Genomic DNA, 21,726 nt, shown 5'->3' on the forward strand with positions numbered 1-21,726 from the left:
CAATCGCAACAATCGGCTCCGTGCTGATGCTTATATCCTGTTCATCCCCCTTTGACCAGCTTTCCAGCCCCATAAATATCGAAGAAGAAACCAATTTGTCCAGGGCAGTGGTAAATCTTGCCATTACGTCAGTCAGTCCTGAGGCCAACAGTACCGGCGTTTCCATAGGCCAGCCGGTGGTCATCACCTTTAATACTCCAATTAATGCAAGCAAAGTACCATCGGGTTTTGTAAGCTTAAACGACACGTCCTCCGGCGCAGCGGTAGCGGGCCGGCTTGTGGTGGATAGCAGCGGCACAAAAATCTACTACTATCCTATATTCCAAACCCAAGCTTCAGGAACCGGCAGCTCTGCTACTATCCGTATTTCCGGCCCCAAGCAGGGCGGAACCTACCGTATTACCCTTAAAGGGACAATTACCGCTACTAACGGAACCAGCCTCACGGTGAACCAAAGTAGCACCTACAGCTGCGCTAACCTGGACTTTGGTATTTGGTGGTTTAATGACAAAGGAGAGGCTCAAAAGTATATTCCGGGGATTCCCAATCAGTTCTATGATCCTACTAAGCCCGTCGTGCTTTATATACACGGCTGGCAGAAAAGTAGCGTAACCAATAACTATTGGCGGGAAGTTCCCTACCTCTGGAACGATAAGTACACAAGCAATGTAAACACGGGAACCTTCTGGAAACAGAAGGGCTACAACCTGGGTGTTTTCTACTGGGATCAGTTTGCCGATGAAGATGAGGTCAAGGATGCGGAAGCAAAAATTTGGGCGGGAAACAACGGACTTAAACAGATGCGGTACAAGGTTTCCAATGGCACCTATGTTTCCTACAGCACCGCAAAAAGCGCCGGGGATCTCCTGTACGATGCTTACAAGGCCGCATTGGCATCCAATACATCTGGCTATATACGCCTGGTAGGTCACTCCTTGGGCAACCAGATGGCTACGGTCCTCGCTTACAAAGCCGCGGTGGACGCTAAAAATGGCAGCCTTGCCAAAGCCCTGGTCCCTAAACGGGTATACCTGGCAGATCCCTTCTGGAGCAAGGATGGCAAAACCTATCTGAGTGGCAAATGGACCGGCGAAGTCTGCCGCACCTATATTAATTATGCCATTTCCCAATTCGGTGTAATTGTAGAACAGTCCAAGTCTACCGCTATCGGCGGTTACCTCGTGGGGGATGAAAACCTTGATATGCGAAAAATGACCGCCTTCTTCCGGATCTGGCCTGATTTTATACCCCTTACCGATGCGGCCCTGCAGCACAGCTACGCAGTCCTCTGGTACTTCTGGTCCATGGGCGGTACCGTCCAAACCCAAAACGGCGCATTGGGAGCCGCAGCAGCGGACAGCACGGTTAAAAGCATGATGAATTACGGAAAATCTTCATACTATTACTGGTATAATTCGGGCAGCGGCAACAACACGGGGACTCCCCTGGACGACAGCTTTGTCCGCGCTTCTGGCATAAGCACCTGGTAGTTTTTACAGCAGAGCCTGTAGGAAATAGCAACGGGGATTACTGGGGGCCATACCGGGTTTTCCGTAATCCCCGTTTTTTTAAGGCATTATTTGATTGTATTTTTTCAACTATTCCAGTATATTTATATTGATCTATATATAAATCTAGAAGGGGGAGCTTTGATTATGAATGGAACAATGAAGTACCGGGACCTTGGCAAAACAGGCATTAAGGTCAGCGAGATCGGCATGGGCCTCTGGGCCGCCGGCGGGGACGCCTGGGGGAAAACGGAAGACCAGGAAGTGCTGCGGGCCATCGATTATGCCCTGGACCAGGGGGTGACCTTTTTCGACACCGCCGATGTGTACGGCAGCGGCCACAGCGAGGAACTCCTGGGCAAAGCAATGGCTGGCCGGCGGGACAAGTTCATCGTGGCCACAAAAATCGGCTGGCGGGACTTTGACGGCGAAAAAGGCCGGAGCGCCTATACTACGGTAGATAAATTCATTGCCGGGGTAGAGAGCAATCTGAAACGGCTTAATACGGACTATATTGACGTACTCCAGAGCCATATAGATTTTCGGGATCCCACCATGGAGATCTTCCTGGAAGGTTTCCAGCGGCTTAAAGAGGCTGGCAAGATCCGGGCCTATGGGGTGAGTACCAGTAATTTTGAATACCTTAAAGCTTTTAACCATGATGGCAAAGCAAACACGCTCCAAATTGACTACAGTATCCTGAACCGGACAAGCGAAGCAGAAATTCTCCCCTACTGCCGCTCCCAGGGCTTAGGGGTCATTATCCGTGGGGCCATCGCTATGGGTATTTTGGCGGGCAAATTCACCGCCGACACCCGCTTTGGCGAGGGGGACTTCCGCAGGCGCTGGCATGAAAACCCTGAGGAATATAAGGTTTTTCTAAAGGACCTTGAAATCGTACAAGCCCTCCGCAGCCTTGAACGGCCGGACAGAAACTTAGCCACCCTGGCACTGCAGTTCGTGCTGGCCAATCCTGCGGTATCCACCGTTATTCCGGGCATTAAAACCGTGGCCCAAATGGAAGCAAACCTTAAGGCGAGCAGGCTTCCGCTCCTTTCCGCTGAGGAACTGGCGGCCATTGACCGTATCGTGGCTCCCGGCAAGGGCCGCAAGATATGGCCGGCTTAAATATTTTGTGGCATAATCGGTCTCTGGAGATATGATGAAAGGACCGATACTTTTAGTGCTTGCTGCTGGCATGGGCAGCCGCTTTGGCGGACTCAAACAATTGGAAGGACTGGGTATTCACGGTGAAACGTTGCTTGAATACTCAGTCTACGATGCAATCCGCGCAGGTTTTTCTACCGCGGTCTTTGTAATCCGAAAAGATATGGAAGCACTTTTTCGGGAAAAAGTACTTTCGCGGTTCAGCAGTCACCTTGAATGTCTAACGGTATTTCAAGAACCCAATTTCATGATAGATCCGACCCTCGTCTCTCCGGAAGAAGTCCATGCAAGAACCAAGCCCTGGGGTACTGCCCATGCGGTGCTTTGCGTCAGCAACATTATTGACCGCCCCTTTGCAGTCATAAATGCAGATGATTTTTACGGACGCGAAGCCTTTAATGCCATGGGAGCCTTTCTCTCTGCTGAAGATCAGCAAAACAAACGAGATGCAGCTATGATTGTATATCCCTTGGATCAGACCCTGAGTCCCGAAGGTCCAGTCGCCCGAGGTATCTGCACAATACAGAATGGCATACTTAAAGAAATTATAGAACACATTAATATAGAAAAGATTGATGAACGAATTCTGAGCCGGCAAAGCCAGTCTGCTGAAATTGAATTAGCACCATCGAGCGGTGTATCGATGAATTTTTGGGGCCTTAAGCCAACTATATTCCCAGACCTCGCAGATTATTTTATACACTTTTTAAAAACCAAAGGGAGAGAACCGAAAAGCGAATGTTATCTTCCCATGGCAATTGATTATTTAATTCAGCACCGGGGACTTATTGTTAACGCGCTTACAACCGGAGCCCAATGGTTTGGCGTAACATACCGGGAAGACCGGATCCAAGCAGAAGCGCGCCTTAATACTATGATTGCACAGGGTATGTATCCAGAGTATCTGTGGAAATAAGCCCCCTCTGGACGATTTCCCATTTGTCTCCTACAATTCACTGGTTGCCTGAGCTCTTTTAAGCTGGCACGTTAGGCACATAAATATGGATAAAATTACAAGGAGCAGCCACATGGACACAAGTACGATTCCCCCGCGCTCAGCGGTGCCCCTCAAGGACACCTGGGATCTTTCAAAATTATTTCCCTCCGATGCAGCCTGGTATGACGGACTGGCGGTATACGAAAAAATGATAGAGAAAATCGAATCTTACCGGGGGACCCTGGGCCGTTCTGCGGAAACCCTGGCGGACTGGCTCGACTTTTTTAAGGAAGGGAGCATACTCGAAGAACGGCTCGCTTACTACTGCGAACTCAGGCAGACCGAAGACGAAGGCGCCAGCGAAGGGCGCACCATGACAGGCCGCTTTGCCATGGCCCAGGCCCGGGCTCAGGCCGCCGCATCCTGGGCAGTACCGGAAATACAGGCCATTCCCGACTCATCAATGCAGAGCTTCCTCACCCATAGCCGTATGGCTGAATACCGAATTTACCTGCAAAAGCTCCTGCGCTGGAAGCCCTACATTTTAAGCGATAAAGAAGAGCGGCTCCTGGCTCTCCATGCAGAGGGAGAATCGGTACCCCGGGACGCATTTTCGGTCCTCACCAACGTGGATATCGATTTCGGTACCATCGATACCCCCGACGGCCCCCGGCCCCTTTCCCAATCGACCTGGTCGTCATTCCTTGAAAAAAGCGACCGGGATTTAAGGCAGCGGGCCTACAAAGCATTTTATAAGCAGTTCGACGCCCATAAAACAACCCTGGCAGCCCTGTACGGCGGCTCGGTCAAGCAGGACGTCATTAAGGCCCGCATCAGGGGCTTTCCTTCGGCCCGGGCCATGGCTTTGTTCCCCGACAATGTGGATGAGTCGGTGTACGACAACCTGGTTGCCACCATCAATGCAAACCTAAGCACGCTTCACCGCTACTATGAACTCAGGAAAAAGGCGCTGGGCCTCTCGGAACTGCGGCACTACGACGTATATGTACCCATCGTTAAAACCGCAAGCCGGCACACAAGCTGGGACGAAGCGGTAGATATGATTTCCCAGGCCCTCGCCCCCCTGGGTGACGAGTACGTTCAGACCCTCCGTTCAGGACTCCTGGGCCGCTGGGCAGACCGCTACGAAAACAAGGGGAAACGGTCAGGGGCCTTCTCCGCCGGTAGCTTTACCGGCGACCCCTACATCCTCATGAACTACAAGGAAGACGTGATCCGGGACGTCTTTACCTTGGCCCACGAGGGTGGGCACTCCATGCATTCCTGGTACTCCGCCCGGAACAACCCCTTTATGCACTACGGGTACACCATTTTCGAGGCCGAAGTGGCCAGTACCTTTAACGAGGAACTCCTGTTCCGGCACCTCATGAAAACCGCCGAAAGCCGGGAACTCAAGGCATACCTGGTGAATAAACGGGTCGATGATATCCTGGCGACCCTGTTCCGGCAGACCATGTTCGCCGAATTCGAACACCGGGTTCACAGTCTGGAAGAAGGCGGAACTCCCCTTACGGTTGATGTACTCCGCTCGGAATACCGGACGCTGCTTAAGAAGTATTTCGGCCCCGCCATGGTATTCGAGGATGAAAGTGACCTGGAAGGCCTGCGGATTCCCCACTTTTACGGCGCTTTCTATGTGTACAAGTACGCCACGGGGATTTCCGCTTCCCTTGCATTGGCGGAAAGGGTCCTTTCGGGGGGCAAAAAGGAACGGGAAGACTATTTTGGCTTCTTAAAATCCGGCGGTTCCCGCTTCCCCATCGACTCGCTCAAGCTCGCTGGAGTGGATATGTCCCGGCCTGAACCAATACAGGCCGCCTGCGATACCTTTAGCCGCCTCGTCAAAGAACTGGAGGAACTATTATGAAACTGGTTGCATTCAACGGCAGTCCCCGTAAAGAGGGGAACACCCACAAGGCGCTGGAGAGCCTTGCGACAGAACTAGCCACAGAGGGTATCGAAGTATCCATTATACAGGTGGGAGATAAGTCGATACGGGGCTGCCTCGCCTGCGGGAGCTGTGCTAAAAACAAGAACGAACGCTGCGTCATAAACGATGAGGTCAACGAGTGGATCCAGATTATGAAGGCCGCTGACGGCATCGTAATAGCCTCTCCAGTCCATTTTGCATCCATCGGGGCCACCATGAAATGTTTTTTGGACCGGGCCTTTTATGTAAGCTCTTCGAATGGGAACCTGTTCCGCCACAAGGTCGGAGCCGCCTTGGTGGCGGTCCGGCGGTCCGGCGGCATAGCGGCTTATAACCAGCTTAACAACTATCTCCTTTATTCGGAGATGCTTATCCCCGGATCTAATTACTGGAACGTTATCCATGGTGCTGTCCCTGGAGAGGTTACCCAGGATGCGGAGGGTATGCAAACCCTGCGGATGTTGGCTAAAAAATTAGCATGGCTCTTAAAACTTTCCGATCACGGTCGGAACACGGTGGCAGAACCAGAAAGAGAACAAAAGGTCCGCACCAACTTTATACGGTAAAAAGCTTGCTAGTCCAGCACCGGAGCAGATTGTTCGCTTCGGGCCAGAGGACGCTGGACTAGCAATGGCCAGACCGACGCCGGACGAGTGCCGTTTGGATCGCTGGGGCAGCTCGGCCGACACTTTATTCTAAATTGAGGCTCATTTTTCATAAATCATATTTAGCATTGGCCTAACTTCCCATTACATTCACATAGACCTGGCGCTGGCGGGGACCGTCGAATTCGCAGAAATAAATACCCTGCCAGGTTCCGAGTTTGAGCCGGCCAGCCTCCACAATAACCGTCACCGAAGACCCCATGGCGGAGGCCTTAAGGTGGGCGTGAGAATTGCCCTCGCTGTGCCGGTAAGCGGGGCTTTTGGGAAACGCCCGGTCAAGGCCCAAAAGGATGTCGTGGACCACATCAGGGTCAGCGTTTTCGTTAATGGTAAGCCCCGCCGTGGTGTGGGGGACAAAAACGACCGCAAAACCTGTAGATATACCGCTGTCTTTTACCGCCCGCTGTACGAGGTCGGTAATATTAATGAACTGGGCTTCCCGTTCTGTAGAAATAGTAAATTGCATAAACTAATGGTATTCCATACGGGTAACAGACGCAACGCCTTATTGTGTGTTTTTCATCTAAAGCCCTGTCAAACCGTTTGTAAGCATGTATACTGGTAAAAGCATTCATATCAAAAGGAGAGATCTGTAATGCGGAGCCATTTGACAACCAAGCATCCGCTGTGGGCAATCGTTTGTTTATCACTTAGCATATTTGGATGCAGCACCGTACCGGTTCAGCAATCAAAACAGACAACGGATGAATCGGAACAGATTCAAAAAGCTCTTTCTGATCCTGCACGGATTCCATCCCTGTATGCATCCCTGGAATGCAAAGCAGGTGATGAAATAAAAGCTTTTGATTCAGGAGAAATTATCACTGATTTTGCCCCCTTGCCGGAGGGTATTCTCAATCCAGTTGTACTTCAGGTACAACGCCCTTATTACTATCATGGCAAAGAACAAAAAAGCACATTTGAGCTTATTTACTTTCCAATGGTAAGAACAAACCACGATCAATCGGTAAAAGAGGACCAAATAATCGGTAAAACCCTGGGAACAAAGCTGAACGTTATTCTCCGTTCATCCACATTAAATCCTTTAATGATTTCTGTCAGTATAACGTTACCGGTACGATACAATGGCTATTTTTATTATACGCCAGGCTTATATGTATCCTCAGTTATGAAGTGGCTTTTATTTCCGCCGATAGAAGAAACCAATTTCGAAGCCATGTACAAGCATGCCCTTGAAACGCCCGAATCGCTTTTATATTTTAATACCTGGTGTCTGTATAAAACATCTTTACAAGACTATCCGACTCCCTTTCAACAAAATAATAAGGAATTGTATTACTCCAGGATTTACTACAAAGACATTCCGATAGATCTGATATTCCAGCCAGGTTTCCTCAAATACCTAAAAGATGAATACACATTAGGCACGCCAATTTACCTGTATCTGCAGACCGAAAGCATATTTGGTAATCCAGCTACAGTCCGCGTCTGGGTGAGAGATTTCTCGTTGAAATCGCCCGATGATATTGTAGACGACAAAATAAAGGTCATAACGAAATAGGGCTTTTATCCATGTACAACAGTATTCTTGTTATCAACTGCGGCAGTACGACTATTAAATTCCAGCTTGTGGATACCAAGCGGGAGGCAGCTCTGGTTAAAGGGTCAGTGGATCGAATTGGGCGGCCCGACTGCACTGCAAAGGTAGCCTATCTCTATAAAGACGAGCCGAGTGCAGCCTGCGCCCTGCAGAACGCGGGGCACCGGGAGGCCCTGGAATGGGTCTTTAATGCCCTGCCTGAAGAACTAAAGCCCGCTGCGGTAGGCCACCGGGTAGTCCATGGGGGCAGTTTTTTTGACCGGGCGGTCCAGATTGATGAAGGGGTGCTGGAAAAAATCGGCGCCTGCTCTCCCCTGGCTCCGCTCCATAATCCCATACAGCTTGAGGGTATCCGCGCAAGCCTTGCCCTGCATCCTGAAATTCCCCAGTTTGCATCCTTTGACACAGCCTTTCATCAAAATAAACCGGAACTTAATAGTATTGTTCCCTTGCCACAGGACTTATGCGCAGCCTATGGCTACCGGAAATTTGGCTTCCATGGAGAAAGCCACCGCTATGTAAGCCGCCGCGCTGCCCAGCTCCTGAGCCGGGACATCCGGGACCTTAGGCTTATCACCTGCCACCTGGGGGGCGGGAGCAGCATAACCGCGGTCCACGGGGGCGTGGCGGTGGATACGAGCGCTACCTACGGTACCTTTACGGGCCTCCCCATGGGAAGCCGCTCCGGAGACATCGATGCGGGTATCATTTTGGACCTTATCATGGAAAAGGGTAAGAGCGCCCAGGAAGTGTACGATATCCTGTACCGGCGAAGCGGACTCCTTGGCTTGAGCGGCATTTCGGCGGACATGGCCGAACTGGAACGGCTTGAGGCGGAGGGACACCAGGGGGCTCATCTTGCCCGGGAATACTATACCTATAGCCTCATTAAATATATCGGCGCTTTTGCGGCCCTCATGCAGGGCCTGGATGGACTAGTGTTTACCGCCGGCATCGGTGAACACGACGCGGCACTACGGGAGCGGGTTTGCAGCAAACTCGCCTGGATAGGCCTCAGGCTTGATGCGGAGCGCAACCGGAAAGCTCAAGGTGAGACCATCATTTCCGCTGGAGACTCGGCCGTTGTAGCCCTGGTCATACCCACAAACGAAGAGCTCGCCATTGCCCTGGAAGTGCAGGAACTCTTGGGTGCAACCTAAGACTGCTCATTCTCCTTTACTTATACCGAGCTTTTTCATTCTGCTCTGGAGGGTGCTGGGCTTTAGTCCCAAGCGGGCCGCTGCGCCGTCGGGGCCGTAGATTTTGCCGCCACTTGCTGCGAGGGCCTTTCGGATATGGTCCGCCATGGCATGTTCCAGAGGGGCAAGGTTCCCTGTACCGGGATTGGCGGGAGTCGAGCTTGCCGCTGGCTTTCCTGCCGAGCCTTCTTCCGCAGCGCAACAGGGACCAGCCCGGAGGGCAGTAATATGCTCAGCCCTTATAATGCCATCCACCGCAAGGATACTGGCCCGTTCAATCACGTTTTTTAATTCCCGTACATTCCCCGGCCAGGAGTAGTGCTGTATTTTTTCTAAAGCTTCGGGGCTAAAGACCAGCACGGGCTTTCCGTTCCGTTCCCGTATTTTCCGCAGAAAATATTCCGCCAGTACAAGCACGTCCGCAGCCCGTGCCCGCAGGGGCGGCAGTTCCAAAGGAAATACCGCGAGCCGATAATAGAGGTCTTCCCTGAATTTACCCTCCGCGACGGCCTTTTCAAGATCCACATGGGTCGCCGCCACGATCCGTACATCAACCTGTACTGGCCGCTCTCCCCCGACCCGTTCAAAGGATCCTTCCTGCAGGGCCCGCAGCAGCTTGGGCTGCAGTTCCAGGGGCAGATCCCCAATCTCGTCTAAAAACAAGGTTCCCTGGTGAGCAAGTTCAAACCGGCCTTTTTTAAGGGCCAGGGCCCCCGTAAAGGCTCCCTTTTCATGGCCAAAAAGCTCACTTTCCGCTAAAGTCGGTGTCAGGGCAGAACAATTCACGGGCACAAAGGGATGCCGGAAGCGGCCGGAAAGCCGATGAATTGCCCGGGCAACTTCTTCTTTTCCTGTTCCGGTTTCCCCCTGCAGCAAAACGGGGACGGAAGTTCCGGCTACCAGTTTTATGGCGTCCAGGACCCGGAGCCACGCCGATGATTCCCCTGCCAGGTGGGAAAATACATCAGACTCGGCTGCTAAAAGATGGTTTCGTTCCTGGAGCAGCCGACTGTTCTGTTCTGCCAGATCTTGAGATACATCAAGCTGTATCAGAGCGAGGGACATCAGTTTCGACAGGGTTTCCACAAAACGCAGAATTGCGGGACTAAAACGGTTGCAGGATCGATGGTCTAACGTTAATAGACCAACCAATTCGTCCTCCAAAAGAAGAGGCGAAACCAGGCAGGAATGCTGGTCTGGCAAATCAAGAATGTCCGCATAGGTATCGACATGGTTTTCTTCGGGGCTAAAGAGGTGGGCCCGTTTCCGCTGCAGCACCGCAGCCAGGTCCGGCCGGTCATCCAAATGGATCTGGTAGTTTTGAAACGTCCGATTTGCAAGGGGACCCATGGCTTTCCTCACCTGGAGGCGCTCTTTGCCGTCATACCGTAAAATGACCGCCAGCTCATATTCCACAAGTTCGCCCAGGGCCTGTAAAATAGTCTCCAAAACCCGGTCGCTGTTCATCAATATGGTATTACCCTGCATTCGGTACCTCCGCCACCAAACACCGACATTTCGGTGTTAATAATACCGATTATTCGGTACCGATACAAGCCTCAAGTGAACCACAAGCGCTGTTTTTTACCGTCCCTTACCATATCTTTTTGTAATATAAACACTTACATATTTTTTACTCTATTCAAACAGCTTGGCACAGTTTCTGCTTATATTATTATGTCTCTTAGACAGGGACCCGGCTCAGCAATATATCAGAGCTGGATCGCGATTAATGATAAACGGAGTAACAACCATGGAAGAAAAACGGTTTTCTATGCCCCTCTTGGGGGATGACTTTCCCGAGATGGAACTGGTAACAACCCAGGGAGTGCTGCATCTGCCCCAGGATCTTAAAGGATCCTGGTTCCTTCTCTTTAGCCATCCTGCTGACTTTACCCCGGTCTGCACCACCGAATTTGTAGCCTTTGAACAGCATGCAAAAGAATTCGCGGACCTCGGAGTAAAGCTTATTGGCATGTCGGTAGACCAGGTATTTAGCCATATTAAATGGGTCGAGTGGATTAAGGAAAAACTGAATGTAAACATTTCCTTCCCCGTCGCCGCGGCCAACGACGCCATTGCGGAGAAACTGGGGCTCCTACATCCCGGCAAGGGCACCAATACGGTCCGGGCTGTCTTTATCGTGGATCCGAACAGCAAGGTGCGCCTCGTGGTTTACTATCCCCAGGAAATCGGCCGGAATATCGGCGAGTTTGTCCGCGCCGCAAAGGCACTCCAAGTTTCTGACAAAAACGGCGTTGCGATTCCTGCGGACTGGCCGAACAACAGTTTAATTAAGGACCGGGTCATTATTCCGCCGGCAAAAACTGTAAAGGATGCCGAAACGCGGCTTAAAACCTACGAAGGCTTTGACTGGTGGTTCTGCCACAAGAGCCTGTAGCACATCGAGCAATAGCATTCAGGGGGATGTCCAATGAGTTTAGGACATCCCCATTTTTATGCCGACAGCCGTTCATCAATCTATACGACTTTTACCGCGCCATTCGAACCATTGGTTTAACAGAAACAACAGAACAGCCCACAGGAAAAGCATCCAGGGAATAGTCGCAAGACCCGCATACCGGCCCAAGACACCCATAAAGCCCGGAAGAATTCCAACCCCGAGTCCGGCAAAAGCCATTTGCATACCTATTGTATTTCCCGCATGAGATCGGCCAACCCGCAAAACCGTCGTAGAAATCATCGAGGGGAATATGGGCGCAATAACAAAACCAAGAATCAGTATGCCGACAATTTTAACAAGCCGCAGGGGAACCGCGGCAAGCAGGAGGGTGACCAGGGTAACAGACAAAAGACTATTTTTCAGGATTTTGGCAGGACTCTGCCGCTGGGTCATAAAACCTCCCAAAATTCGGCCCACGGTAAAGGTAAACCAATAGCCTGCGGTCCAAAAGCCTGCAAAAGAAGGACTGAGATTCAGTTCCGAGGTGAGCCAGGTATAAGCCCAATGGCCCATCCCTAGTTCTATACCTGAATAAATAAAGAATAAAAGCGCGCTGAACCAGGCTGGCACATAGCGGATTGTCTGACTAAAAGGATGTAATTCGACAGTTCCTTCATGTTCAGCCTGATAATGGGCGGCCTTTGGGGCATTGTCCCATCTACGGGCCTGGGTAAGAAACAGAATCCCCAGGAGGAGCTGAGCCCCTGCGACAACCCAATATCCAAACCGCCAGGAACCGGTAAAAATCATTCCAGAGGTCATAATAAGGGGGCCACTCGTTATCCCAATACCAAAACTTGCATGGAGCCATTGCATGACCCGGTGGCTCAAGTGGGCCTCCACCCAATTGTTAAGACTGGCGTCTATTCCTCCGGCTCCAAGACCAGCAAAAAAGCCAAGACCCACAAAAACCGGCCACGAGGGCGCCAGGGTATATCCGAGCAGGGCAAGGCCTGTCAGTATCGTGCTATAGGCGAGCAGTTTTCCGACCCCAAGACGTTTCATGAGATAGCCATTGCCAAAACTTGATATGAGATAACCGCTCACAGTGCTTAACAACAGAGTACCAAGCGCATCGAGGGGAATCTTAAAACCGCCCCTCACACTCGGCCAAGCAACTCCTAAAAGCCCATCGGGCATTCCCAATGCAATAAAGGCAATAAAACTAAAAATGGTGAGTAGAAATCCTGTATGTTTGCGTTGTTCTTGCATAGGGCAATAGTAGCTAGTATTTTTAGTTATTGCTATACTCAACACGGATGAACACAACCCATATTATTTTTGATCTTGATGGAACCCTGGTTGATACAATAGAAGATATTGCCCTTGCGATGAACAGGGCCCTCGCAGCCCATGGCTTTACGGAACTGCCCCTTGAGTCCTACCCTGCCCTCGTTGGCTGGGGCATACACCGGCTCGCGGAGCAGGCTCTGGCAAAGCAGCCAGTACGGCCCGATCTGAAAGAACTTCCGTCTGCAGACCCTGCCATGGCGGATAGAATTGCACAGGATGCCCTGAAAAATTACGATGAGGAGCCCCTCCGGTATTCAAAACCCTATCCGGGCATTAAAGAGCTGCTTGACATTCTTGTTGATAAAAACCTCGTGCTTGCGGTGCTGACTAACAAGCCCGATCCGGTAGCCCGGCAGGTAGTGGCGGGATTGTTTCCCCATATTCCCTTTGCTCTCGTCCGGGGAGACCTGCCGGGAGGACAGATTAAAAAGCCAGATCCGGCTCTGACCCGGGATGTCATGGAAGTAATAGGTGCTCCACCAGATCATACCCTCTTTGTCGGGGACTCGGTGGTAGACGTCCAGACCGCCCGGAACGTAGGGTGTCCTATAGTGGGCGTTGCATGGGGATTCCGGGGACCCGAAGAATTAGTAGCCGCCGGTGCGGACTATATTATTCATGAGGCAAAGGAGCTTTTGGCTATACTTTGACCTCCAACCATTGAGATTTTGTAGGTCACTTCTAAAACAAGCGTAAACAACTTCTTTTCATTCTAATAATTATGTATTATTTTTTATATCATGATTGAATTCCAATATTTTGAAGGCTGTCCCAATGCGGTTAAAACTTTAGAAAATCTAAAGTTGGCAATGAAAAACCTTAACATTGCTGAATCTTATTTAGAGATCAGGGAAGTTTCGACTCCGGAAGTTGCGGAATTAATACATTTTCATGGTTCTCCAACAATTTTAATAGATGGGGTAGATATTTATACAGGGAACAAGCCAATGTCTTCAAATTTTACTTGCCGTATATACAATTTTTCAGGAAGAAAAACTGGCATTATTCCTCAAGATTTTATAGAGTCCAAACTACATTATCTAATTCATATCTGATTTTTCAGGGCAATGCGGTATAAGCCCTGGAGCGCAAGCTGAGGCTCCCAGAGGCCAAAGGACCGCTGTGTTTTTACCGGCGGCCCGGCATACCAGCCCGTTCCGACCAAGGTAGGACGTTCCCCAGCGCTTTCAATTTCCCGGCTGATTTCTTCCACTAATCGGTCGGTAAGGCCTGCCCATCCATACATAATACCGGCCCTGATGGCTTCGGCGGTATTTTTGCCCAAGGCCCGTTCAGGTTCTTCCAGCTTTACCTGGGGAATCTGGGCGGCCCGGAGCCGAAGGTCCGATGCAGCCGCTTCGAGTCCTGGGGCCAGGGCCACGCCGACCAGATCCCCCCGGCTATCCAGGGCGGTAAAGGATAGGGTAGTAGAAAAATCGATAATGATACAGGGCATCTGTACTAAAGTGCTGGCGGCCACCGCATTGCACACCAGATCTGAGCCCACTTCAGCGGGATTATCCGTTCTGATTCGAAGTCCCGTTTTTATGCCGGGGCCGACTACAAGACAAGCTGTCCCCTGAGGGAGAAAGCGTTCCAGTACCTCAGTAAAGATACCGGTCCAGGCAGGTACCACCGATGATAGTATCCCCTGGGTAATTCCTTTTAAGGAGATACCCCGTTCGGCAAAAAGGGACCGAATTAAAAAAGCCCATTCATCAGCCGAACGGTCCGCTGCGGATAGCCGGATAATTGCCAGCCATTGGCCATCCGCGGAAACAAGTCCCACAGAGACTCCGCCATTCCGTACATCCGCAGCAAGTATCATTCCTTATTCCTCCAATTTAGAAAGTTTTGCCTTTCCCAAACTATTACCAATACCGGTATACACCGAGACCACAATCAAGGTAATGACCGCAGACACCGCCGCTTCCACAGGACCGTTGCCGATAGCCACCGTAAAAATGAGGGACCAGGGGAAGAATCCAAAGATTCCAAGGGCCGAAAGCACAAGAATCGTATTGGTAAGACTGCCTCCGAGACCCGCAGCAATGAGAGATGCGGAATAGCGAACCGGGTGTATCTTTGGCTTATCTAAACCAGCGGAAGCGGTGGATGAATGGGAGCCTGCAATCAGTCGATACAAGAGCCATGAGACGGGCCCAATAAGAAGACGGGGAACCACCGAGATAAATGGATTAGTAAAAGCCACATCAACAGGACCTGTAGGGGCTATCGCAGCCTGTAATAGGCTGGAGAGCCCAAACAAGAGACCAATCACAAAACCAACCAGGGGCCCCTCTAAAACAGCGCCGACAATGACGGGAACCTGGAGAATTGTCACTGATGCCCCTGAAAACCAGGGGATAAACCCGAGCCGGGTAACCCCCAACACAATAGAAATTGCGGATAAAACTCCTGCTACCGCAATTTTACGAACCGGTAGGACTGCCATAGGCTTGCCTCCAAAATAAAAAATAAAGACTCCACCAAGAAGCCTTGTTTTCTCAAAAACAGTCGTTCCGCAACTTACTCCCGCAGCATACTGGTGCGGCGGACCGAAAAGAGCCGCAGCTCCATAGCGGTAGCCAGTATTTCGGAACGTTCGAGCGCCCGGAGAAACAATGGAACCACCAACACAATGCCGGCCCGCAGCTTGTTCCGCCCCTGGTAGCCGCCACCCCGAGAGAGCTGACCTATTACGATCCGTTCAGCCTCTTCCACTAAAAGCGGAACAAAACGCAGGGCAATACCAAAGATGAGCATGACGTCCTGAATGGGGAGCCCCCGCTTCCCTAAAGGGGCCAGCAGACCTTTGACCGCTTTAATGCTTTCTACCATCGGGGTAACTGCAGAGTACAAAGCCAAAAGAGCCATAAGGGCAGCAAGCCGGCTTATCAACATCAACACATTGGTCATTTTTTGGACCGAAAGTACAATAAAGCCCCATTTCCATAGAACCTGGCTCGTATCCTGGGACCAGGGAAACAATACCTGGACCAGCACCATAAATAAAATATAGGGAGCCGCAGGCACGAGACCCCGGAGCAGGTGTTTGGGACCGACCTTGCCGAGTGTCTTTCCGACCAGCAATAGTACTCCGAGCAAAACCAGCGAAAAATGCCAGGTAGGCACAAGAATGACCGCAAACAGAATGATAATCGTTGCGGCCAGTTTGAGTCCTGCGCCTAGGTTCCGAAGAATGGAAGGTATATCGATAAAGAGTCCCAGATTTACATTGCGAAAAAACTCTATTCCCGTGGTTTTACGCTGCTTCTGTGGCTGACAGAGCGGCTTTATATTGATGAGTTGCGCTGGAGAGGTGGAACTGCATACTGTCTCTGCGGTGGAAAGGGACCCAAGAACCGAATCAATGCCGGAAGCAGTAAGGGCTGTTTTGCCCGGGAAAAGACCTGACATTTCCAACGCTGTTTCCAGAGCACGGCAAAAACGGACAGTCCAGGGCTGAAACAATTTCCAATCAGGGTTCCATCGATGAATAAATACCTCTTCCGGACTGCCCAGGGCGACTAATTTCCCTTCGTATAAAACACCGACTAGATCATGGGTACAGGCGTCTTCCATAGAATGGGTACTGGAGATGACGGTCTTACCCTGCTGCTTTAACTGGCTGATAAGTTCCGCAACCCGGGCCTGCCCTTTACCGTCCAGTGCAGCCACAGGTTCATCAAGCAGGAAAAGCTCTCCTTCCAAGGCCAGGACACTGGCTAAGGCAAGCCGGCGTTTTTCCCCGCCCGAAAGCTGCCGCACCAGCCGGTCCCGGTACTTGTCATAGGGGAGCCCTACCATTTCCATGGCCCAGCGGACCCGTTCAACCAAAGCCCTACCTGTTAGTCCCGAATTTCTTGGTCCATAGGCAACCTCGTCAGCCACATAGGTCTCAAATTGGGCGCTTTCTGGGTTTTGGACCGCCAGAACAACCCGACGCCGGAGGGCGCGCAGGTCTATGGTTGCGTCAAGGGTATTCTGCCCTAAGACCGCAACCTGTCCGCTTGTCGGCAGCAGAATGGCGTTGAGGTGTCTGAGCAGGGTCGACTTGCCCGATCCAGAGGGGCCAATAAGGGCCAGATTGCATCCCCGGGGGAGGGCAAAGGTAATGTCCTCGAGGCCGGCGGCTGCAAAAGCCGTACCTGCCAAATAGGTATGATGCACATTCTGGCACTGCACCGCACAACTATGGTCTATAGTGTCGTCCGCCATCTGAGGGACCGCAGCCTGATTACTTGTCGGCACCCTTCCCAGCGCACCATTGGCAGCCGCCAGAGCCGAGCCCTGCGGGAATTCAGCCGCCGGCCTCCTTTCCGGCGCACCATCGGCAGCCGCTCTGCGCTGAGAAATAGCAGCAAGATCAGGTTTCTTTTGGGCAGTAAGATAGGCTGCAAAAGATGCAGCCACAGCCTCAGCCTGCAACGTAAGGGGCTCAAAATCAGGGAAACGCCGGCGCAAGTGTCGGACCGTTTCCAAAGCAGAGTTACTGCGGAAACCCCACCGTTCAAGCTCCGGGTGTATAAAAAGCTCCTGGGGACTGCCATTAAACACAAGGCGCCCCTGATGCAATACGATACAGCGCTGAGCCCGGCTTGCTTCCTCAATATTATGAGTAATATGGAGTATCGTCTTGCCCTGACGCCATAGCTCGTCAAGGAGATCCATGAGCGCATGACGGCTTCCTTCGTCGAGCATAGAGGCAGCCTCATCCAGGGCAAGCACAGGCGTCTCCATGGCGAGTACCCCCGCCAATGCAAGGCGCTGCCGCTCGCCGCCAGACAGAAACTGGGGAGGCCGGGACCTGAGCCTCTGGAGCCCCGTATCCTGAAGAGCCTTATTCAAGCGGCGGTTCCGTTCCTCAAGGGAAAGACCCTGATTTTCAGGACCAAAGGCAACATCCTCTTCCACCACAGTACCCACTATCTGATCATCCGGATTCTGGAGCAGGGTACCAATTATTTGTCGAATAGGGTAAATATCTTCAGGCCGGGCTGGGTCCAGCGGACCATCACCATAAATCGTAACCTGTCCTGCTTCGGGGATACAGAGACCATTAATACATTTTATGAGGGTACTCTTGCCGGAACCATTGGCTCCAAGAATGGCTACATATTCACCATCCAAAACAGTAAAGGAGACATGTTGTAGTGCTGCTGCAGATTCGGCTGGCACATACGCATATTGATAGGAGAGATCTCGCAGAACGATACGGGCCTTGCCGTTCTCTGCCAAACCATCCATGGGGCTCAGTGTATTCATAGGACTCCACGTCCCGGTCCATTATGGATCCAGGCGCAATATAAGGTTAAACAAAAAGGAGTAATTGTGTCAAGAAAAGCACCCCTGACACACCATTGACCAGCTCTCACATTATGTGAAAAATATCAACTATTATGGCCCTTGTTGAATCCCGCTTCCGCAGGCTCTATGCGGTACTCTTTTCCATTTTCGTACTCTTTGGTACCTCCATGACCATTATCGGTGCTACCCTGCCCAAAATCCTCGCGGACTTTGGCTGGAGCTACACTTCTGCTGGTGCGGTCATCGCCGCGGGAGCAGTGAGCTACTTTGCAGCCACCTATGGGGCGGGCTTTCTAATTTCCGCCATAGGCGCAAAACCGACCATGCTTATAGGCCTAGTATTGGAAGTTTTAGGCCTTCTCTTTTTTGCAAAATCACCTTCAGTACTTATCAACCTGCTTCTGAACGCCGGTATTGGGGTCGGTCAGGGCTTCCTTGAACTCACCGTAAACTGGTCCACCCTCAGGATGGAAAAATCTTCCCAAGGCCGGGCCATGAATTTGATGCACGGGGCTTTCGCTGCCGGAGCTTTTATCGGCCCCTTCGTTATCGGCATCCTTATGCAGCAGCAGCTGTCCTGGACCTTGATATACCGGCTCATCGCGGTTCTCTTTGCCGGCATCTTTGTGCTCATCACCTCTCTTTCTTTTTCCAGCCTTGGCAAAGACCCTGGCCATAACACCACTTCGGGCCGCCGGGATTTATTGAAACATCCAGCCTATTGGCTGGGATTTTTTACCCTGCTGCTTTATGTAGGAGTTGAGCTCGGCATCTCTAACTGGATCGCCGAATATTTTGTAGTTACCTACAAGGCAAGCCCCGCAAGCGGTTCCTTCATGGTATCCCTTTTCTGGGTCGGCCTCCTTGCGGGCCGCTTCGGCGTTCCTCTCCTCTACCGGGGTAACCGCCAGGGATTTGTACTTGTGTTTATGTCCCTGTTGATGAGCCTGTCGGAGATCCTGCTGTCGGCCCTGGGCTTTGCAACACCCAATGGGCTGACATTAAGCCTTGCCCGGGGCCTCGCCTTTTTAGCCGGCCTTGGCTGTTCGATTATTTACCCCATGGTAGTTACCCGGATCGGGGCCGCCTTCCCGGACACCCAAAGTGAAGCAGTCGCATTTTCTACCATGGGCGGCGGCGTGGGGGCCTTTGCCTTTCCCTTCCTCATGGCGGCCCTTTCCTCAGCTTTTGGCATACGCCTTGGTTTTTCATCCTACGGACTTTTTTCCCTGGCTGTTGTAGCATCGAATATCACGCTTGTAAGGCTGACCCGGGGAAAATGAATGCAACCGCAGTGTCAAATCGCGGATTTCAGGGCAGTACTTTTAAAACTCTGGGCGTTTTAAAAGTACTTCATATACCAAAGTTTTTGATTTTTCAGCCATATTGTTTTATGATTCTTAGTGTTAAAAAGTCTCAATTGAATAATAACCATGGGACTTTGCTAAGATTTATGCAATCTTTAGGAAGCAGGAGTGTCGTATGGCTGAACAAAATTTACTTTTACGATTACTGGAAACCTAGGAATCCGCAATTTTGGAAGCATGGATTACGGAGCAAAAAGCAACTCCCACTCTGCGCTCAGAATTGCTCCCAGAAACTGACATGCGTCAACAATCGGCAGAATTTCTGTCAGAACTTAAACAAGCGGTCAAAACTAATTTTGAATCCCTGGACCTTAAAGAAAGCCGTTGGGATAAACTAAGAACCATTATAGAAAAGATTACAAAAGCACGGCTACGTTTTGGACTTACCCATGTAGAAACAAGCTTATTTGTACTTACCATTAAGCATCCCCTACTGCGTATCGCAGCGAAGGATAAAAATATGTCCCTTGGGAATTTTCTAGAGCTTATAACCAAGCTGGACATTCTGCTTAACAATCTAGCTATTTCAATTGTAGATATATACATACGTAACAGAGAAGAGATTATTAAACGTCAGCAGGAAGAAATGCTTGAACTTTCCACACCGGTTGTAAAACTGTGGGATAAGGTCCTGACCCTGCCGCTCATTGGCACCCTGGACAGCGCTCGTACCCAAGTAGTCATGGAAAGTCTTCTTCAGGCTATTGTGGACACCCAATCGACGGTTGCAATTATCGATATTACCGGCGTTCCCACCGTAGACACCTTAGTAGCCCAGCACCTTATGAAAACCGTTGCAGCTGCCCGGCTTATGGGTGCAGACTGTATTATCAGCGGCATTCGCCCTCAGATAGCCCAATCAATGGTACACTTAGGGGTATCCTTTAACGACATTATCACAAAAGCGACTCTGGCGGATGCAATACGCTATGCATTCCGGCTCATCGGCATACGCTTAATGCAGGAAGAAGTTAAAGGATAGTATTCCATGGAAAAGATTCCAATTCTTAAAATGGGAGATCTTCTCCTTGTTTCTATCCAGATTGATATGCATGACCGGCTTGCTATGGCATTGCAGGATGATCTCACTGACCGAATAGTTAAAGAAGGTGCAAAGGGTGTTTTAATTGATATTTCTTCCTTGGAAATAGTAGATTCCTTTATCGGCCGAATGCTCAGCAACATTGCATCCATATCCCGAATACTCGATGCCAAAACTGTAGTAGTTGGGATGCAGCCAGCAGTGGCTATTACCTTGGTCGAATTAGGGTTATCGCTGCCTGGAGTCCAGACAGCCCTAAATGTGGAACAGGGAATGAAATTATTGGCTCGGTATACCACAGGCGGGAATTCAGATGGCAGCAGAAATTCTCAAGACTGAGAGTCTCGCCATCAGGTGCGAAGAAGACATTGTCCTCGTCAGACAAAAGACCCGGAAACTAGCAGCAGACATTGGCATGAGTATAGTTGACCAAACCAAAATGGTAACAGCTGCAAGCGAGCTTGCTAGAAATGCACTCATTTATGGCGGAGGCGGCGAAGCAATTTTTGAGATTCTCGAGAATTCCACCGGGCAGGGACTCAGAATCCGCTTTGTTGACCATGGCCCTGGCATTCCTGACATTGAACAGGCGATGACCGATGGATTCACAACCGGCAACGGACTAGGACTAGGTTTGAGCGGTTCAAAACGGCTTGTTAATGATTTTTCCATAACCTCTGTGGTTGGAGAGGGTACTACTGTGGAAATAACGAGGTGGAAATGATCGAAACGCTCAGGATTACAGTGTCTGAAATTGCTGATATAGGTCATGCACGGCGTAGAGCTATTGATTTTTGTAACACCCTGATGATTCCTTTCTCCGAAGAAGATCGGGGAAATGTTGCCATCCTTGTCACCGAACTCACGACAAACATAAAGAAACATGCGGAATCTGGCCAGATCATTATGCATCCAATCTATATCGGTGACAAAACAGGTCTGCAGCTTTTTGCAATTGATCATGGCCCAGGTTTTCCAGCCGGAACACATTTTCTCCAGGATGGAACAAGCACTGTGGGGACTCTGGGCATTGGTCTTGGTGGTATACAAAGGATAAGTAAAAATTTTGATTTTATCACCATACCCGGTTTAGGGGTTATCCTTGCATGTCAATATTGGCCGTCACATTTTTGGAAGGAAGATTTATTTGGACAGATAGAAATAGGAGGGATAAATGTTCCCATACCGAACGAAGAACTTTCAGGAGACTGTTGGACTATAGAACCTTTAGGGAATCGGTATCGGGTATTTCTGGCCGATGG

21 protein-coding genes are annotated in these 21,726 nt (G+C 50.7%); 15 read left to right on the top strand and 6 right to left on the bottom strand.

All coding sequences use genetic code 11. From position 1 onward, the window contains the following. The 5 genes from Q7P68_RS11805 to Q7P68_RS11825 form a co-directional block, all read left to right on the top strand. On the top strand, nucleotides 1–1,490 hold a 1,490-nt coding region (locus Q7P68_RS11805; protein WP_304225913.1), incomplete at its 5' end, for an Ig-like domain-containing protein. Between the two features lie 165 nt (nucleotides 1,491–1,655). Next, nucleotides 1,656–2,636: an aldo/keto reductase gene (locus tag Q7P68_RS11810; protein WP_304225915.1), complete on the top strand. Its 981-nt coding sequence runs from the start codon at nucleotides 1,656–1,658 to the stop codon at nucleotides 2,634–2,636. A gap of 31 nt (nucleotides 2,637–2,667) precedes the next feature. Then, nucleotides 2,668–3,591: a nucleotidyltransferase family protein gene (locus Q7P68_RS11815; protein ID WP_304225917.1), complete on the top strand. Its 924-nt coding sequence runs from the start codon at nucleotides 2,668–2,670 to the stop codon at nucleotides 3,589–3,591. Nucleotides 3,592–3,703: 112 nt separating this feature from the next. Then, nucleotides 3,704–5,500, top strand: coding sequence for an oligoendopeptidase F (pepF, locus tag Q7P68_RS11820; RefSeq protein WP_304225919.1), 1,797 nt, complete (start codon nucleotides 3,704–3,706; stop codon nucleotides 5,498–5,500). Then, nucleotides 5,497–6,129, top strand: coding sequence for a flavodoxin family protein (locus Q7P68_RS11825; RefSeq protein WP_304225921.1), 633 nt, complete (start codon nucleotides 5,497–5,499; stop codon nucleotides 6,127–6,129). The genes pepF and Q7P68_RS11825 overlap by 4 nt, the downstream gene beginning before the upstream one ends. Before the next feature lie 172 nt (nucleotides 6,130–6,301). Here the strand turns inward: Q7P68_RS11825 and Q7P68_RS11830 are convergent, their stop codons facing one another. Next, complete coding sequence (locus Q7P68_RS11830; protein ID WP_304225923.1) at nucleotides 6,302–6,694, bottom strand: secondary thiamine-phosphate synthase enzyme YjbQ; 393 nt, start codon at nucleotides 6,692–6,694, stop codon at nucleotides 6,302–6,304. 129 nt (nucleotides 6,695–6,823) lie between these two features. On the opposite strand from Q7P68_RS11830, the gene Q7P68_RS11835 reads away from it, so the two are divergent. Both Q7P68_RS11835 and Q7P68_RS11840 read left to right on the top strand, forming a co-directional pair. Next, nucleotides 6,824–7,750, top strand: coding sequence for a hypothetical protein (locus Q7P68_RS11835; protein ID WP_304225925.1), 927 nt, complete (start codon nucleotides 6,824–6,826; stop codon nucleotides 7,748–7,750). Between the two features lie 11 nt (nucleotides 7,751–7,761). Continuing rightward, a complete protein-coding gene (locus tag Q7P68_RS11840) occupies nucleotides 7,762–8,949 on the top strand; it encodes an acetate/propionate family kinase (protein ID WP_304225927.1) in 1,188 nt (395 codons plus the stop codon). A gap of 6 nt (nucleotides 8,950–8,955) precedes the next feature. Here Q7P68_RS11840 and Q7P68_RS11845 read toward each other — a convergent pair whose 3' ends face one another. Then, nucleotides 8,956–10,476: a sigma-54-dependent Fis family transcriptional regulator gene (locus Q7P68_RS11845; protein WP_304225929.1), complete on the bottom strand. Its 1,521-nt coding sequence runs from the start codon at nucleotides 10,474–10,476 to the stop codon at nucleotides 8,956–8,958. Between the two features lie 265 nt (nucleotides 10,477–10,741). Here Q7P68_RS11845 and Q7P68_RS11850 point away from each other — a divergent pair, with 265 nt between their 5' ends. Then, a complete protein-coding gene (locus tag Q7P68_RS11850) occupies nucleotides 10,742–11,389 on the top strand; it encodes a peroxiredoxin (protein WP_304225931.1) in 648 nt (215 codons plus the stop codon). Between the two features lie 75 nt (nucleotides 11,390–11,464). Here Q7P68_RS11850 and Q7P68_RS11855 read toward each other — a convergent pair whose 3' ends face one another. Further along, a complete protein-coding gene (locus Q7P68_RS11855) occupies nucleotides 11,465–12,664 on the bottom strand; it encodes an MFS transporter (RefSeq protein WP_304225932.1) in 1,200 nt (399 codons plus the stop codon). A 47-nt stretch (nucleotides 12,665–12,711) separates the two neighbouring features. On the opposite strand from Q7P68_RS11855, the gene Q7P68_RS11860 reads away from it, so the two are divergent. Both Q7P68_RS11860 and Q7P68_RS11865 read left to right on the top strand, forming a co-directional pair. Beyond that, nucleotides 12,712–13,395: an HAD family hydrolase gene (locus Q7P68_RS11860; RefSeq protein WP_304225958.1), complete on the top strand. Its 684-nt coding sequence runs from the start codon at nucleotides 12,712–12,714 to the stop codon at nucleotides 13,393–13,395. Between the two features lie 90 nt (nucleotides 13,396–13,485). Beyond that, a complete protein-coding gene (locus tag Q7P68_RS11865) occupies nucleotides 13,486–13,800 on the top strand; it encodes a thioredoxin domain-containing protein (RefSeq protein ID WP_304225960.1) in 315 nt (104 codons plus the stop codon). Here the strand turns inward: Q7P68_RS11865 and Q7P68_RS11870 are convergent. The 3 genes from Q7P68_RS11870 to Q7P68_RS11880 all read right to left on the bottom strand — a co-directional run bounded on the left by Q7P68_RS11870 (nucleotide 13,791) and on the right by Q7P68_RS11880 (nucleotide 18,013). Beyond that, on the bottom strand, nucleotides 13,791–14,573 hold the full coding sequence (locus Q7P68_RS11870; protein WP_304225962.1) for a type III pantothenate kinase: 783 nt from the start codon (nucleotides 14,571–14,573) through the stop codon (nucleotides 13,791–13,793). The genes Q7P68_RS11865 and Q7P68_RS11870 overlap by 10 nt on opposite strands. Before the next feature lie 3 nt (nucleotides 14,574–14,576). Then, nucleotides 14,577–15,200: an ECF transporter S component gene (locus Q7P68_RS11875; RefSeq protein ID WP_304225964.1), complete on the bottom strand. Its 624-nt coding sequence runs from the start codon at nucleotides 15,198–15,200 to the stop codon at nucleotides 14,577–14,579. A 74-nt stretch (nucleotides 15,201–15,274) separates the two neighbouring features. Continuing rightward, the gene (locus Q7P68_RS11880; RefSeq protein WP_304225965.1) at nucleotides 15,275–18,013 is read right to left on the bottom strand and encodes an energy-coupling factor transporter ATPase; all 2,739 of its coding nucleotides are present in this window, start codon (nucleotides 18,011–18,013) and stop codon (nucleotides 15,275–15,277) included. Between the two features lie 134 nt (nucleotides 18,014–18,147). On the opposite strand from Q7P68_RS11880, the gene Q7P68_RS11885 reads away from it, so the two are divergent. The 5 genes from Q7P68_RS11885 to Q7P68_RS11905 form a co-directional block, all read left to right on the top strand. Beyond that, a complete protein-coding gene (locus Q7P68_RS11885; protein WP_304225967.1) occupies nucleotides 18,148–19,338 on the top strand; it encodes an MFS transporter in 1,191 nt (396 codons plus the stop codon). Between the two features lie 253 nt (nucleotides 19,339–19,591). Further along, nucleotides 19,592–20,404: an STAS domain-containing protein gene (locus tag Q7P68_RS11890; RefSeq protein ID WP_304225969.1), complete on the top strand. Its 813-nt coding sequence runs from the start codon at nucleotides 19,592–19,594 to the stop codon at nucleotides 20,402–20,404. 6 nt (nucleotides 20,405–20,410) lie between these two features. After that, a complete protein-coding gene (locus Q7P68_RS11895; RefSeq protein ID WP_304225971.1) occupies nucleotides 20,411–20,803 on the top strand; it encodes an STAS domain-containing protein in 393 nt (130 codons plus the stop codon). Continuing rightward, nucleotides 20,778–21,188: an anti-sigma regulatory factor gene (locus Q7P68_RS11900; RefSeq protein ID WP_304225973.1), complete on the top strand. Its 411-nt coding sequence runs from the start codon at nucleotides 20,778–20,780 to the stop codon at nucleotides 21,186–21,188. The genes Q7P68_RS11895 and Q7P68_RS11900 overlap by 26 nt, the downstream gene beginning before the upstream one ends. Beyond that, a partial coding sequence (locus Q7P68_RS11905; RefSeq protein WP_304225975.1) for an ATP-binding protein occupies nucleotides 21,185–21,726 on the top strand: 542 nt, incomplete at its 3' end. The genes Q7P68_RS11900 and Q7P68_RS11905, both read left to right, overlap by 4 nt.

Origin of the sequence: Gracilinema caldarium (assembly GCF_029265695.1) — a bacterium.
Classification (GTDB): Bacteria; Spirochaetota; Spirochaetia; order Treponematales; family Breznakiellaceae; genus Gracilinema; species Gracilinema caldarium_A.